General features: G+C 43.0%; 17 protein-coding genes and 1 pseudogene. 7 read left to right on the top strand and 11 right to left on the bottom strand.

Annotation, left to right across the window (positions count from 1 at the left end; translation table 11 throughout):
* Nucleotides 1-109: 109 nt before the first annotated feature.
* Nucleotides 110-460: a response regulator transcription factor gene (locus tag MKP07_RS24045; RefSeq protein WP_240849591.1), complete on the bottom strand. Its 351-nt coding sequence runs from the start codon at nucleotides 458-460 to the stop codon at nucleotides 110-112.
* A 720-nt stretch (nucleotides 461-1,180) separates the two neighbouring features.
* Here MKP07_RS24045 and MKP07_RS24040 point away from each other — a divergent pair.
* Complete coding sequence (locus tag MKP07_RS24040) at nucleotides 1,181-1,462, top strand: VOC family protein (RefSeq protein WP_317236089.1); 282 nt, start codon at nucleotides 1,181-1,183, stop codon at nucleotides 1,460-1,462.
* 58 nt (nucleotides 1,463-1,520) lie between these two features.
* Here the strand turns inward: MKP07_RS24040 and MKP07_RS24035 are convergent.
* Nucleotides 1,521-2,044: pseudogene (locus MKP07_RS24035) on the bottom strand (DUF1345 domain-containing protein).
* Between the two features lie 504 nt (nucleotides 2,045-2,548).
* On the opposite strand from MKP07_RS24035, the gene MKP07_RS24030 reads away from it, so the two are divergent.
* The 3 genes from MKP07_RS24030 to MKP07_RS24020 all read left to right on the top strand — a co-directional run bounded on the left by MKP07_RS24030 (nucleotide 2,549) and on the right by MKP07_RS24020 (nucleotide 4,490).
* Nucleotides 2,549-3,079, top strand: a complete 531-nt coding sequence (locus MKP07_RS24030; RefSeq protein ID WP_240849590.1) for a hypothetical protein — start codon at nucleotides 2,549-2,551, stop codon at nucleotides 3,077-3,079.
* Nucleotides 3,064-4,203, top strand: a complete 1,140-nt coding sequence (locus tag MKP07_RS24025) for a hypothetical protein (protein ID WP_240849589.1) — start codon at nucleotides 3,064-3,066, stop codon at nucleotides 4,201-4,203. Before MKP07_RS24030 ends, MKP07_RS24025 begins: the two co-directional genes overlap by 16 nt.
* 89 nt (nucleotides 4,204-4,292) lie before the next feature.
* The gene (locus MKP07_RS24020; RefSeq protein WP_240849588.1) at nucleotides 4,293-4,490 is read left to right on the top strand and encodes a hypothetical protein; all 198 of its coding nucleotides are present in this window, start codon (nucleotides 4,293-4,295) and stop codon (nucleotides 4,488-4,490) included.
* Nucleotides 4,491-4,537: 47 nt separating this feature from the next.
* Here MKP07_RS24020 and MKP07_RS24015 read toward each other — a convergent pair whose 3' ends face one another.
* The 3 genes from MKP07_RS24015 to MKP07_RS39400 form a co-directional block, all read right to left on the bottom strand.
* Nucleotides 4,538-5,107 (bottom strand): helix-turn-helix domain-containing protein, encoded by a 570-nt coding sequence (locus MKP07_RS24015; RefSeq protein ID WP_240849587.1) that lies wholly within the window; start codon nucleotides 5,105-5,107, stop codon nucleotides 4,538-4,540.
* A gap of 186 nt (nucleotides 5,108-5,293) precedes the next feature.
* Nucleotides 5,294-6,817, bottom strand: a complete 1,524-nt coding sequence (locus MKP07_RS24010) for a UbiD family decarboxylase (RefSeq protein ID WP_262919448.1) — start codon at nucleotides 6,815-6,817, stop codon at nucleotides 5,294-5,296.
* 17 nt (nucleotides 6,818-6,834) lie between these two features.
* Nucleotides 6,835-7,131 (bottom strand): UbiD family decarboxylase, encoded by a 297-nt coding sequence (locus tag MKP07_RS39400; protein ID WP_262919447.1) that lies wholly within the window; start codon nucleotides 7,129-7,131, stop codon nucleotides 6,835-6,837.
* Between the two features lie 160 nt (nucleotides 7,132-7,291).
* Here MKP07_RS39400 and MKP07_RS24005 point away from each other — a divergent pair, with 160 nt between their 5' ends.
* The 3 genes from MKP07_RS24005 to MKP07_RS23995 are packed head-to-tail and all read left to right on the top strand — an operon-like array spanning nucleotide 7,292 to nucleotide 8,735.
* Nucleotides 7,292-8,200 (top strand): serine hydrolase domain-containing protein, encoded by a 909-nt coding sequence (locus MKP07_RS24005; RefSeq protein WP_240849586.1) that lies wholly within the window; start codon nucleotides 7,292-7,294, stop codon nucleotides 8,198-8,200.
* On the top strand, nucleotides 8,197-8,352 hold the full coding sequence (locus MKP07_RS24000) for a hypothetical protein (protein WP_240849585.1): 156 nt from the start codon (nucleotides 8,197-8,199) through the stop codon (nucleotides 8,350-8,352). The genes MKP07_RS24005 and MKP07_RS24000 overlap by 4 nt, the downstream gene beginning before the upstream one ends.
* Before the next feature lie 5 nt (nucleotides 8,353-8,357).
* Nucleotides 8,358-8,735: a DUF3471 domain-containing protein gene (locus MKP07_RS23995; protein WP_240849584.1), complete on the top strand. Its 378-nt coding sequence runs from the start codon at nucleotides 8,358-8,360 to the stop codon at nucleotides 8,733-8,735.
* Between the two features lie 26 nt (nucleotides 8,736-8,761).
* Here the strand turns inward: MKP07_RS23995 and MKP07_RS23990 are convergent, their stop codons facing one another.
* The 6 genes from MKP07_RS23990 to MKP07_RS23965 all read right to left on the bottom strand — a co-directional run bounded on the left by MKP07_RS23990 (nucleotide 8,762) and on the right by MKP07_RS23965 (nucleotide 12,896).
* Nucleotides 8,762-8,977: a hypothetical protein gene (locus tag MKP07_RS23990; protein ID WP_240849583.1), complete on the bottom strand. Its 216-nt coding sequence runs from the start codon at nucleotides 8,975-8,977 to the stop codon at nucleotides 8,762-8,764.
* A complete protein-coding gene (locus MKP07_RS23985) occupies nucleotides 8,974-9,576 on the bottom strand; it encodes a YeiH family protein (protein ID WP_240849582.1) in 603 nt (200 codons plus the stop codon). The genes MKP07_RS23990 and MKP07_RS23985 overlap by 4 nt, the downstream gene beginning before the upstream one ends.
* An 11-nt stretch (nucleotides 9,577-9,587) precedes the next feature.
* The gene (locus tag MKP07_RS23980) at nucleotides 9,588-10,013 is read right to left on the bottom strand and encodes a hypothetical protein (protein ID WP_240849581.1); all 426 of its coding nucleotides are present in this window, start codon (nucleotides 10,011-10,013) and stop codon (nucleotides 9,588-9,590) included.
* 41 nt (nucleotides 10,014-10,054) lie between these two features.
* Nucleotides 10,055-10,378, bottom strand: coding sequence for a hypothetical protein (locus tag MKP07_RS23975; protein WP_240849580.1), 324 nt, complete (start codon nucleotides 10,376-10,378; stop codon nucleotides 10,055-10,057).
* Entirely contained in the window at nucleotides 10,363-11,253 is an 891-nt protein-coding gene (locus MKP07_RS23970; RefSeq protein WP_240849579.1) for a hypothetical protein, read from the bottom strand. The genes MKP07_RS23975 and MKP07_RS23970 overlap by 16 nt, the downstream gene beginning before the upstream one ends.
* Before the next feature lie 293 nt (nucleotides 11,254-11,546).
* Nucleotides 11,547-12,896, bottom strand: a complete 1,350-nt coding sequence (locus tag MKP07_RS23965) for a hypothetical protein (protein WP_240849578.1) — start codon at nucleotides 12,894-12,896, stop codon at nucleotides 11,547-11,549.
* Between the last annotated feature and the right edge of the window lie 88 nt (nucleotides 12,897-12,984).

Below are 12,984 nucleotides of genomic sequence, written 5' to 3'. Positions count from 1 at the left end.
ATTGATGCGATCGCCCTGGAGATTTCCCGACAGGCGTAAAAGGATCTACAAAAGGAATTATAGCATAAGCGAAAATTTGAATTGCACAGAACTAAGGCTACTTATGCAATTACAATGTATATTTTTCCACCTGTTGCTGCAGGTAATTTAAGCAGAATGGCTTTTCTATTACGATATCGGCACCAGCCGACTTACCCAATGTCACTATATTGTTCCTGGCCGAAAGAATCATAACAGGTGTTTGGTTATATAAAGCATCTGTTTTAATAAAGCGGCATAGATCAAGACCATTAGAGCCGGGGTGCATGCGGTCAATAATAAAAAGATGAGGTGTTTCTGTTTGACGATTCAAGATGCTGTCCCCATTGGCAAAACTGCTAACATGATAACTATCATCAAAAGCAATATGGAAGATCTCTCTAACATTTTCGTCATCATCTACTACTACAATACGTTTCATAAAAAAGTATTTAAAGCCATCTCCCGGAATAACGGAAAGGCTGATCCATCCGGCAAATTAAATTCGACAGGAAGATTGTTAAAAGATAGAGGCTCTGTATTAATAGAAGACTGGCGAAATCTTTACGACTGGAGTCATTCATATCCTACGAATGGAGACGGCCTATTAGTCGTCACTACTATATAAACGCAAATTGGAGCAATTTATTACAGTAGATTCATAATTAAATACAGATAAGGAAGCAATAAGTTATGCGCCTGCCGATAAAACAGGATTGGCAATAACCACTTAAAGAAGGTATTGGATCAACACCAAAAAAATAAAGCGGGCAAGCCCGCTTCACTTCCAGTAATATGCTGATTCACCAAATAATACCCTTTTGCATCATCCGATGCTCAACATCAACCTTGCGTTTCATAGTTAACGGATTGATTTTCTAAGGATAAAAGTTCTGTTCTATTGCAAGCAATAAAGATGCCAAACTACAAATCATCGGGTGGGCTGGTATTCTTAATCTTATCGGTTATCTTAGTAGAAACATAGGGGCATTATTAAGTATGACCCGTCTTACTTCTCACGGGACCCTTTGTATATGCCACCACCCTAAATCATCTCGTATGAAAACAAAAAAATATGGGCCAATTTTAGTGTTGCTGACCTGGAGCGAACTACTCAGTTTTACTCACAACTTGGCTTTAAAGCCAACGGTGCGTCAGATCAATTAACCAGCTTCTTCTTTGGCGAGACAAATTTATCATTCATTTCTTCCTGAAGGATGTACTGGAACCCAATATCAAAGGCCCTATTATTGATACCCAAAATGGAAATGAAATCATATTCACCCTTTCTGCAGATAGTAAGGAGGAGGTTGATGATTGGGCGACTACTGTAGAAGCGGCAGGAGGAACCATTGTTTCAGAACCTGAAGCATTTGGGCCTGGTTACTACGGATTTGTATTTGCTGATCCTGACGGTCATAAATTCAATGTATTTTATATGTAGTAATTACACGGGCATTTGCCGATTAAACTAATAGCTACACAGCTGGCCCCGATTCCTTTTATTTTGCTGCTCCTATAACCAGGTTAATAGTTAATGCAACAATAACGGTATTAAATGCAAAAGAGATGAGGCTATGCAGCAAAACAAATCTCCGGATGGTCCTGGAATTGATCTGCACATCCGACACCTGGAAGGTCATACCGATAACAAAAGAAAAATAAGCAAAATCCAGATAATCGGGTTTTCAGGAGAAGGGAATAGTAAAGCCTCCGTGGCTTCATCCTTATCCCGTTTCCTGCGATCCTTAAAATAAAGATCTGCATACCTGGTGGTAAAAATCGTATGTAATAAAGTCCATGAGCATACAATGGCTGATAAAGAAATAAGCGCCTGCAATAATTTATATTTAGGTGCTGCCTCCTGTAGCTGAAATAGTAATATTACCCCCAGGAAGCTAACGCAGACAGCTATCAGTACAATAGAGAATATAATTTTCACCCCATCGTCTTCCGTTGCAACAATCCGGGGTAATTTGTGCTCATCTGTTTTGAAAAAAACAGTCCAGTAAAACAACAGAAGCACTACACTAAAAACATCCCAGGCAATAATCAGGCGGGCATTGATTGTTAATTGAAACAAGGCGAAAAAAACGATTAAAGCAGGAATTAAGCTATAAATGAGCTTTTTATCCCTTCATTTAACCGGTAGCTTTCTTTAGACATTGGTGCGGCCATTTTTGATTTAAGATACAACTTTCATCTTTTTAAATAAACGTACTATTTAAAGAGATCGGTTTTGCACTGCAGGTAAAACCGGTATATTTGCCCATCCCAACAATTGCCATGAAAAAATATGTCGTGTTCGTTCTGTTGCTTTTTTCTGCAATCTTATTGTACGCAGCCAGTCCCCATTACCGGCCTGGAACAAGGAGGCCGGATTATTTTCCAAAGACTGGCTACTTGCTCCCGTTGCACAGAAAGCAGCCCTATACCTTAGTCCTGATAAAAAGACCTGGTTCTGTATAATGGCCTGGTAAAAAGAGTTTTCCGGATTACACCCAATACGGCTTGTATCGACTATACCAATATGAGCACAGGACAACAATTGCTACGCTCCGTTAAACCGGAAGCTATATTAACTATAAACGGGCGAACACATCGGGTGGGTGGTTTGTACGGGCAGAAAGAAAACGCCTACCTGCTTCCTGCCTGGGTAAATGATTTTACAAAAGACAACAGCGACTTTCAATTATTACGTTACGAAGTAAAAGCGCTACCACCCTATCTGAATCCCATTTCTAAGGTATGGGCCACTAATCGCTCGCCCGCCACCGGCAAGCTGGTTCAGTTTCACTATATATCCGGTCTTGCCGAATTAAAAGGTATTACGGTAACCGTTAATTATGAATTATATGATGGCATACCGCTGATCTGCAAATGGCTTAGCGTGACTAACAATTCTTTAAAATCAATACAACTTGACCGCGTGGTTAATGAAGTACTGGGCATGGTAGAAGAACAAAGTGCCGTGGTGGGAAAGCCTGAGCAAATGAAAAACCACAGGGTCTTTATATTGAAAGCAATTACGCTTTTAATAATGCTATGCGCTATGACCTGAGTGACCAGACTACGCACTGGAAAACTGACTCCACCTACACTTCGCAGGTAAACTACAATTTTCAGACGCCCTGCCTGCTGGAAGTGTACCCTGAATATGCGCCCGGTATTGAAATGAAGCCAAGCGACCATTTTATTTCGGTGAGAACTTACGAGCTCGCTATGGATAGCTACGACCGGGAGAGACGTGGGCTGTCGATACAACAAATGTATCGTACTATCGCTCCCTGGACCACGGGCAACCCCATTTTTATGCACCTGGTAAGTAAAACCGATGAGGAAGTGAAATCAGCGGTTGACCAATGTGCTAACACAGGCTATGAAGCACTGATATTGAGTTTTGGAAGCCATATAAATATGGAAGAAACTTCGAAAGAGAATCTATTGCGCTGGAAAAACCTGGCTGATTATGCTCATCAGAAAGGTATAAAAGTAGGTGGCTACTCCCTGTTTAGCTCAAGGAAAATAAGCGATGCGGATGATGTAATAGATGCACGTACCGGCAAACCCGGTGGTGCATTTTTTGGTAATGCACCCTGCTTTGGCAGTAAGTGGGGCCTGGGCTACCGCGATAAAATAAAAACCTTCTTTAGGTCCACCGGCTTCGATATATGGGAAAACGATGGTCCCTATCCGGGCGACCGATGCGCCTCTGTTACCCACCCGGGACATAAAGGACTGGACGATAGCCAGTGGCGGCAAATGGAAATACAGAAGGATTTATACCAATGGTTAAACAAACGTGGTGTGTACATTAATGCGCCTGATTGGTATTTTTTAGATGGTACCAACAAAATTGCATTGGGGTACAGGGAAGTTAATTTTAGCTTGCCACGCAGCAACCAGAAATTATTGAACCGCCAGAATATTTATGACGGCACCTGGGACAAGCTCCCTTCTATGGGCTGGGGATTTGTGCCCCTGACCCGCTACCAGGGCGGCGGTCCCGAAGCGATACTGGAACCACTGTCCGAGCATTTACCCGATTACGAACAGCTCATGATACAGTATTATGGCGCAGGTGTACAGGCGTGTTATCGTGGTCCAAGATTATATGATAATGACAGAACAAAGGCGGTAGTAATAAAAGTAATCAACTGGTATAAAAATATCGTGACATTCTGAATTCAAGCGTCATCCATCTTCGCAGGGCAGATGGCCGGGACTGGGATGGTATTCTACATGTGAATCCGGCGCTAAAAACCAGGGGATTAATGATGCTTTATAACCCCACCGATCAAAAGATTGAAAAAGACATCAAAATACCATTGTATTATACCGGGCTTACGCAAACGGCACGGATACGGGAAAAAGAAGGCCCGGCAAAAAGCTATTCACTTAACCGTAATTATGAAACAACAATTAAAGTAGTGCTCGCTCCTAATTCCTATTCGTGGTGGCAGGTAGAGTAATGTTTCGCTATTGCCTGGATACAGATACAGGTATCTCCCTGTATTTTTTAGCGATCCATTTGTTTCAATGTGCTTTCGGTTGTTCGCTTTTGGGCCTTTAAACTATCCAGATGATGTTGCAGCTTTAACCGGGCGGGAATACCGCATTTTTTCAGCATTAAAATAACCTCGCCCTGGAAATATTCAACATATTTAATCCGTTTGAGCAGGAGCTGTTTCTCCTTACTGTCTTGTTTTATTTTAGAGGCCCCAGCTTCCAGGCGAGACTTCAAACCCGTTAGGGTTACCTGTTTTACCTGCAACTTTAAATGTTCATCTTGCAGCAGTATCAATTTTTCTTGGCCCACCTCTATTTCATGTTCGTATTGCGCTATCTCTTTAAGCAGCTTATCTTTAAACATTACAAGACTATGGCTTTCCTGCGCTTCATTGTGTTTTGCCGGTTGAGCCGTAATAGCTGCCGCATAAGATTCTGCTATCAGGGTTTCCATTGAACTTGCGCCCGGCGGTAAGCCACGCCGGCTATTTTCATACATAGTAATAGTACTTCTCGATACGCCTAATAGTAGCGCCATATCCTGTTGGGTAAATAGTAGAGTATTTCTCAGGCTTCGCATAGGTAACAATTTGCTTCAATCTACAACAAGTTACGCAAATACCCTTGTGTCACAATCTAAAAAACAGCTAAAATCGGACACAAAAATCAGTGTCACGTTTTGTTGTGTCAATTTTTACGACACAATATTTCCCGACACGTACTGATTCCCATTGTCCGGCGCAAAGCAGGCCAATCCCATAAACATTTATATAATGCCGTGCAATGAGGCTCCCTTCTCGCCCAACCGGTCTACCCTTCGCTCAACAGCCGGATCTTTTATCAAAGCAGGTGCATGATGGGGCTTGGTGCGGGCATCAATGATCAATGGTCCGCGGCATCCCCAGTGTTTAAATTCTGTGAAACTGTCAACCCCATAAATATCGTAAGCGGGGTTGCTCCGGGTAAATGCAACCCAAACCAGGTTATCATCCGTGGCGGCAGTGAAACCAGCATCATCAGCTATTACAATCAACCGTATCCCGGTAAGGGATTTGGCGGTAATATGTTTTGTCCAGTTTTCTATGATCGTTGCTTCCTGCGCATAATTTGTAAATGCCGCGCCATCTATCACCATAACCCCCGGTAAAGCCATTTTTGCATGGGTAAACGGTTGTGGCAAACAGATATCAGACGGTAGCTCTTTAGCCAAGTGATGTTGCGGAGCACCCACTGCCGCAAAAACTACTTTTGAACCTGCATTCAACCCATCACCGGTATAATCTAAAGTATCGATAGTGGTATTGGTTTGAAAATGTACATCGCGGGTCCAGTCAATTCGTGCTAACATATGCCCCAAAAAGCCCGGTACGTCATGAATATCTAACCCCGGATCGTCAGCATGAGAAGCTATGAACAGGTATTTAGCCAGGCTTAACTGGTTCTTCCCTAATATCTGGTTAGCGATGGTTAGCAGCTCCTGCGGGCGCTCGGTTTTCTGATAAGGGGTATAACGTTCGCTCCCTATTGCAAATAACAGCGGATGAACGCCTGCTGCATCTACTGCATGTACGGCATGCAGTCCATTTATCTCCTGAGGAATCGCCGAACCGGTTATTTCATGAATGAGTGCACCAAAACTGGTATCCTCCTGGGGAGGACGGCCCACCACGGTAAATGACCAGATGGGATTTTTCTTATGATAGACCTTATGCACTTTCATCAGGGGAAAAGGATGCGTTAAGGAGTAGTAGCCTATATGGTCTCCGAAAGGGCCTTCGGGTTTATTCTCGTTGGGATATACGGTTCCGGTTATCACGAAGTCAGCATCAGCAGATATACAAAATCCTTCTTCATCATAAAAATAACGGAAGCGCCTGTTACCCAGTGCTCCGGCAAAGATCATTTCCGAAAGGCCCTCAGGCAATGGCATCACAGCTGATAAGGGATGAGACGGCGGTCCACCTACAAAGATGGAGACCTTTAACGGCTTACCCAAAGCATTGGCTTTTGTCTGGTGCACCCCTATGCCCCGGTGCAGCTGGTAGTGTAAACCAATTTCTTTATCAGGAATATAATCATTGCCTGAAAGCTGGATACGATACATGCCCAGGTTGGCATGCATTATACCAGGCTGACTAATATCTTCTGAATACACCTGCGGCATAGTTACAAATGCACCACCATCCATAGGCCAGTTTACCACCTGCGGCAGTTCTGTAATAGTAGTTTGCCCATACAATATAGGCGCATTGATTTTCTTCTTCCAGGGCAATGCTCCCAGCGCCGTCATAGACGAGCCTATATAACTCAGTGGTTTTTAAGCACCGACATGGGGTTCATCTTTACATCCACCAGCTTCTTCACATGATCCAATGAATCGCGAAACATAAAGCGCGAACGATCCAGTGTGCCAAAAAGATTAGATACCGCCGGAAATTTACTGCCTTTTATATTTTCAAAATAGAGAGCTGGCCCATGCACATCATAAACTCTCATGTGAATAGCAGCCATTTCCAGGTAAGGATCTACTTCTTCTTTAATACGTACCAGGTGACCATTTTGTTCCAGGTCTGCTACACATGCCGCCAAACTGCTATACCCCATAATGCTTTATACAATTTGCGGCAAAAATAGAACTAAAATCAGCTCGGACAGGTATTATTCCAGCTACCCTCCATCGAATATCCAATGGTTGTAAAAAACAAAGGACAATATATTTCGGGCATTTACTGTTAACTTAGATCACTTGTAAAACAAAACAACTATGAAATCCTTAGTTCTCTGTTTGCTACTGCCTTTTTGTAGTGTAGCCCAAGGCCAGCTTTCCATTAACGATACCATTCAAAAAACAGAAAACAGCCTTGCGCCCAATACGATTTACGGTGACGCCGTTCCCGATCTCAACCTTGAGCAAAGAATGAAAGAAATAGGCATCAAAGGTTTGAGCATTGCGGTGATTAAAAACTATCAAATTCACTGGGCAAAGGGTTATGGATGGGCAGACGAGGCTTCGAAAAGAAAGGTCACCCCCGATACCCGCTTCCAGGCGGCTTCGATTAGCAAAAGCCTTAACAGCATGGGTATTTTAAAGCTGGTGGAAGAAAAGAAAATAGATCCACGGGCTGATATTAATACCCTTTTGAAGAGCTGGCAATTCCCTTATGATTCTAATTCGGGTAAAACAAAGATCAATATATACCAATTATTGAGTCATACTGCAGGACTGAGTGTACATGGCTTTCCTGGTTACGAGCGCGGAACTGAATTGCCTACCCTGCCTCAAATACTGGATGGCCGCTCACCAGCCAACACAAAGGCGGTACGATCGCTGTTTGAGCCGGGGACTAAAGTGCAGTATTCAGGTGGAGGCACTACCCTATCGCAATTAATAGTAGAGGACATTACTGGTCAGCCCTATGAAAAATACATGAAGGAAGCGGTACTACAACCCCTCGGTATGGCTCACAGTAGTTTTGAACAGCCTATTTCTGATACGCTGAATCTGGCTACCGGGTATTATGCCAATGGGAAACCCGTAACTGGAAAATATCATGTCTATCCCGAACAAGCCGCCGCGGGACTTTGGACAACACCGACCGACCTTGCGAAATATATTATTGAGTGTCAGCTGGCCATTAAGGGAGATTCGAAAAAGTATTATCCCAATCGATGATGCTAACCCGTATGACGCCTGTTTTAGGTAATGAGTCTGCACTGGGGGTAGCAATTATATCAAGAGGCGAGCGCAGTTTTTTTATTCATAACGGGGGAATGAAGCATTTCTATGCACTTCTTACGGAACATTCAAAGGTGGCGATGGCATAGTAGTAATGATCAATGGCGAGAACTTTTCGGTAATAAGCGAGCTATTGAATAGTGTGGCAAGGGTATACAACTGGAAGGGATTCTATACGCCATCCATCAGGAAAACCGTAACACTACCAGCCGATGAACTGGCATCATACACAGGAAATTACAAGCTGGATGATGACACCATTACTGTGAGTTTAAAGAACAATAGCCTATACATGCGCCAAAGCAGGTTTCCTGCTGTCAACTACAAAGCAATCTTTGTAACCAACAAGGATTTTGAGTTTGTTGAGATACCCGAGGCAAGATTCGCCTTTGTAACTGAACCAGGTAAGAAGGCATCTAAAATCACCTTCCGCCAGGGTGGAAAGAACTTTGAAGCCATTCGTATTGATTAGTACCTGGCAGACTAACCAAGGGCAGCTTATGCATTTCTGAAAAGCAGGTAGGCTATGACCAGGGTAATAAAGATATTAAAAGTCTGGGCGCCTAAAAATGCCAGCAAGGGCTTGCGGTTATGCGTACCAAATAAATCCCTGAAATTAGTTTCCAGGCCGATGCAGGTAAATGCCAAAGCAAACCAAAAACCCTGTATGCTTTTCAGCTGGGGTTTAACCGCTTCTGTCACATCAGCGCTCACAAAAAAGAAAAGATAACAGATACTAATATAAAGCCTAATACGAACTTAGGGAAACGCTCCCATATAATTTTAAGGGTGGGTTTCTCCTGCTCGCTCACATCTTTTTTGGTATAAGACCAGTAAATAGAAATAGCGAATGCTGCGATACCTAATAACACATTCTGCGAGAATTTTACAATGGTACTTATTTTTAAAGCAGTCTCTCCTACTAATGTTCCGGAGGCTACCACAGCGCCGGTAGTATCGATAGTACCACCCAGCCAGGCACCGGTCACTTCTTCACTCAGGCCCAGTTTATGTGCGATCCATGGCATAAAGATCATCATCGGCGGCACGGCGGTGATCAATACCAACGAAACCACCAGCGACAATTTTTTAGAATCGCCTTTAATAGCACCGGATGTGGCTATGGCTGCAGATACCCCACAGATGGATACGGCGCTGGACAACATCATAGTCAGTTCTTTATCAACCTTCATCCGCTTACAAAGCCAGAAGGAGAAATACCATACGGAAAGCACCACCAGTAAGGATTGGATCAAACCCAGGGATCCTGCTTTCAGGATGTCAGAGAAGATCACACTGATACCCAGTAACACCAACCCAATCTTTACAAAAACTCCGAGGATAGTGACTGGTAGAACCAATCGGGTAGTTTTACCAGGTTACGGATCAATAAGCCCAAAAACAGGCAGAAGATCACCGTTTCCAGGTTCAGTGTTTTAATGCCTTCGTATCCACCCGCTATCGATGCTATAATAGTTAAAATATAAACAACAGGCAGCGACTTTGCAATGCCGCCAACAGGTTTACCCATCAAAACGGCACCAGCTATTGCGATCAGGTAAACGAATACAAACTGGATCAGTAATTTCAGGAAATTATCGCTTGTTAACACGCCCGACACCAGGCTTTGTGCATCGGCCCATTTAAACGCAGGCGCTGCTAGTTTAAGTCCCCAAACAGTGACAATGATAATAAAAAAGCCGATCACAACGGCAGCCCAATCTTCGGTAAGTACGCTTGTTTTTTTCATATTTATCGTTTCGCAGAACCTGTTTAAAAGCTCCGGCAATATTATTTTTTATTTAATAACGGATGTGTTTGATTGCTCCTATATAATTCCGCATAAATAGAATCCTTTCGATCGTCTACGCCCCATAGTATGATGGTTTGCGGGTCGGGGCGTATAAAATCAAATGTCATTTTCTCATCTCTATGATACCTGTTTTTATTGATGAGTTCCAGCCTGTTATTGGCAGTATCTGCATCATAATAATAAAATACCCTGCCCTGCATGCCCGAAAACTCCCAATCTATTTTTACATCCCGCGGCCATTTCGGTTCTTTTGAAAATTCGCCGTTGGCCTCGAGGTGATATCTTCTCAGATCCCCCGCCAATCGAAATGTAGTATTCCATCATAAGGCTCTCCCACCCTCGGATAGCTACCGGCCGAAAACATAGCCATTTGCTGAGGCTTATGCACATATCTCACACCCATGGAAGACCAGTTCTCAAATACAACATCCTGCCACCGAGCTGTATCCAAAGGATTGTAAGGATGCTCGACGCCATTTCGCCTAAATACTTTTACCTGGTAAATACCGCTGCTGTTGGCTAGTCCGGGCGTATTCGGAAGCTTATAAAAATCATTCGTTCTTACAGCTTTCACTTCATACCAGGCGAACAGAACTATCAAAACAAAGTTGAAGACAACCTTAAGTCCTGTACGAGTCCGGCGCTGCCATTTACTCAATACAGGGTAATACAGTGGCACCATAGCATGCTCCTCTCTGATCAATACGCGATAAATATAGGGAAGATATTGCCATAAAACGAATAATGCCAATAATGCCATTAATGCGCTGGGCACGTGCTCCCCGATATCGTATGCATGATTGGATATAGCAATGTTTCCAAATACTACAAAAGCTAATGCCGCACCTATGGCAGTGGTACGTCTGAATAACAATAAAAAACCAGCGATAAACTCTGCAAAGCCCAGCCACACTTCATAAACAGGCGCTACACTCAATACCTCCCAGTACAATCTTTTTACCAAAAAATCTATAAGATTGGTGTTCCAGATGGCTTCAAACTGTTCGGGCATCTGCATTATAAACAATTTCTTATATCCCCAGCTAATGCCGGCATAAGCAACACGATAGCGGGCAAAAACCCTTACCAGGTAATACAAATCATTATAGGAAAGTCTCTTTCTGTCAAACCTGCTCCAAATTACAGCACCTAATAAAGCCACACCTGCTACCAGCACCCAATTGATATAGCTGGCGGCACCGAAAAACCCGCTTTCTGAGTATATATTTAAAAACTGCGGATTAAAAAAGCTGCTAACTCTGTAAGATGGCGGTAATTTAAATTAAGCCAATCAAAATGCAGCAACATCACATAGTACCCATAATCAGTAGGTACACTCATGATGGTAAAAAAATAAATGCAAAGCGAAAAACTGATCGCTGCCTCGCCGTCCAGGGTTGCTTACCAGCTTGTTGGATCTCGGCTATGGGCTGTGGCAAAGTGAATACACCATCTTTCATAAGTCATGTTTTAGGGTGTCCAGATATTTTGCTGGTTACGTCCCTGGTATACAAGATATTGTTTGGGTCTCCTGGTTAAAAGCATAGAGATCGGCTGTCCATATTCATTATTACCTTTCAACAATATTTCGTTTGCGTCCAGACGTTGATAGTGCAGCTGAAGTACCTGGCTTTCGTACACTTTGTTTTTATTCTTCAGCATTATTATTTTATTGACACTGTCTATTTCATAATAAAAATGTCTTCGTCCGCCTCCGGTGCCTGCCGACTCATAGGTTCTGTCAATATCTTTATATTGCTTACCTCTGCCCGCCTCGCCATGTATATCAAAAGTGTTGAATACGGTAAACGATAGTGTAGACCATTTCTCCAGTGTTACATCCTGCCATCGTAAAGAATCTACAGGAGAATAAGGAACTACGGTATCATTCACTTTAAAGTCTGTAACCGTATAAAGTCCCCTGGCATTGGCCAACCCGGGGTTCTGAGGAACTTTATAAGAATCGTTGTGATAATTATCCCAATGCAGGTAAGCGCTAATTACGAAGAAGAATAGAAAAATAAAGCTTTTGAAAGCTACCCTGAACCATTTTTCCCATGGCCTGCTGAATGGATAATAAACTATTTTGAGCGTAGTGCTTTTTTCATGAACAATGAGGTTCCAGATAGGTGGTAAATACCTCCATAGCACGAAAGCTCCGCCTATTATGTAAAAAGATGCTAATAAGTGAATCCCTCCGTCATAAGTATGATTGGCCAGGGCTATTACCCCGATCATCGCAATACTTAAAGCAGCTCCTATTGCTCTCGTTGGTCTGAACAAAAGCGCGAACATGATCACGAGCTCCGCATAACCGGCATAACGTTCAAAATTATGAACAAAGCTAAACTGTATCCAATACAACTTCTGCGCTACAAAGTCGCCAAAAGGAGTGTTTAGCTGGGTCAATGCCAGGTCGGGCATTTGCGAGGGAAATATTTTGGAAAAAGTAAGGCCCTGTAATCTTACGATCATAGCGTAGCTTACCAATACTTCCAGGAAATAGTAGAGCAGGTTATAATTTTTTGATTTACGATCCAGCAAGGTCCATATTAAAGCGCCTGCTACTCCCAGTACCCATGCTATAAACCAGTTGATATAGCTCCAGGCGCCGTACTCTCCGGTTTCAGGGTAGATCACATAATCATACTGTTTCTTCTCAGGCGCACCTCCTGTATCATTGCCGCCCGGTCTTTTTGTGGCTACTTCTATGATCTTAAAACTTGATCCGCTTAAAGAGCCCATATCTCTTATATGCAGATGTTTCCAGTCGGTTGTAACCCATTTCTGATAATACTTTGCATCCGTGGGAATGATCATTATTAAAAAAACACAAAGCATACCCGGAATATAAATTTCTGCGACGGGCTCCATACTGCAGATACCCGATTATTGATTTGATTGTCTG

It is taken from the genome of Paraniabella hibiscisoli (assembly GCF_022512515.1).
GTDB classification, from domain to species: Bacteria; Bacteroidota; Bacteroidia; order Chitinophagales; family Chitinophagaceae; genus Niabella; species Niabella hibiscisoli.
The sequence above is the reverse complement of the archived record's forward strand: the minus strand, read 5'-3'. Positions and strand labels throughout refer to the sequence as shown.

What these genes read in the sequence shown, in the direction of transcription:
- MKP07_RS24045 (WP_240849591.1), bottom strand. Translation starts at nt 460, where the DNA reads ATGAAACGTATTGTAGTAGTAGATGATGACGAAAATGTTAGAGAGATC.
- MKP07_RS24030 (WP_240849590.1), top strand. Translation starts at nt 2,549, where the DNA reads ATGAGCACAGGACAACAATTGCTACGCTCCGTTAAACCGGAAGCTATA.
- MKP07_RS24025 (WP_240849589.1), top strand. Translation starts at nt 3,064, where the DNA reads ATGCGCTATGACCTGAGTGACCAGACTACGCACTGGAAAACTGACTCC.
- MKP07_RS24020 (WP_240849588.1), top strand. Translation starts at nt 4,293, where the DNA reads ATGATGCTTTATAACCCCACCGATCAAAAGATTGAAAAAGACATCAAA.
- MKP07_RS24015 (WP_240849587.1), bottom strand. Translation starts at nt 5,107, where the DNA reads ATGCGAAGCCTGAGAAATACTCTACTATTTACCCAACAGGATATGGCG.
- MKP07_RS24010 (WP_262919448.1), bottom strand. Translation starts at nt 6,817, where the DNA reads ATGACGGCGCTGGGAGCATTGCCCTGGAAGAAGAAAATCAATGCGCCT.
- MKP07_RS39400 (WP_262919447.1), bottom strand. Translation starts at nt 7,131, where the DNA reads ATGGGGTATAGCAGTTTGGCGGCATGTGTAGCAGACCTGGAACAAAAT.
- MKP07_RS24005 (WP_240849586.1), top strand. Translation starts at nt 7,292, where the DNA reads ATGAAATCCTTAGTTCTCTGTTTGCTACTGCCTTTTTGTAGTGTAGCC.
- MKP07_RS24000 (WP_240849585.1), top strand. Translation starts at nt 8,197, where the DNA reads ATGATGCTAACCCGTATGACGCCTGTTTTAGGTAATGAGTCTGCACTG.
- MKP07_RS23995 (WP_240849584.1), top strand. Translation starts at nt 8,358, where the DNA reads ATGATCAATGGCGAGAACTTTTCGGTAATAAGCGAGCTATTGAATAGT.
- MKP07_RS23980 (WP_240849581.1), bottom strand. Translation starts at nt 10,013, where the DNA reads ATGAAAAAAACAAGCGTACTTACCGAAGATTGGGCTGCCGTTGTGATC.
- MKP07_RS23965 (WP_240849578.1), bottom strand. Translation starts at nt 12,896, where the DNA reads ATGATCATTCCCACGGATGCAAAGTATTATCAGAAATGGGTTACAACC.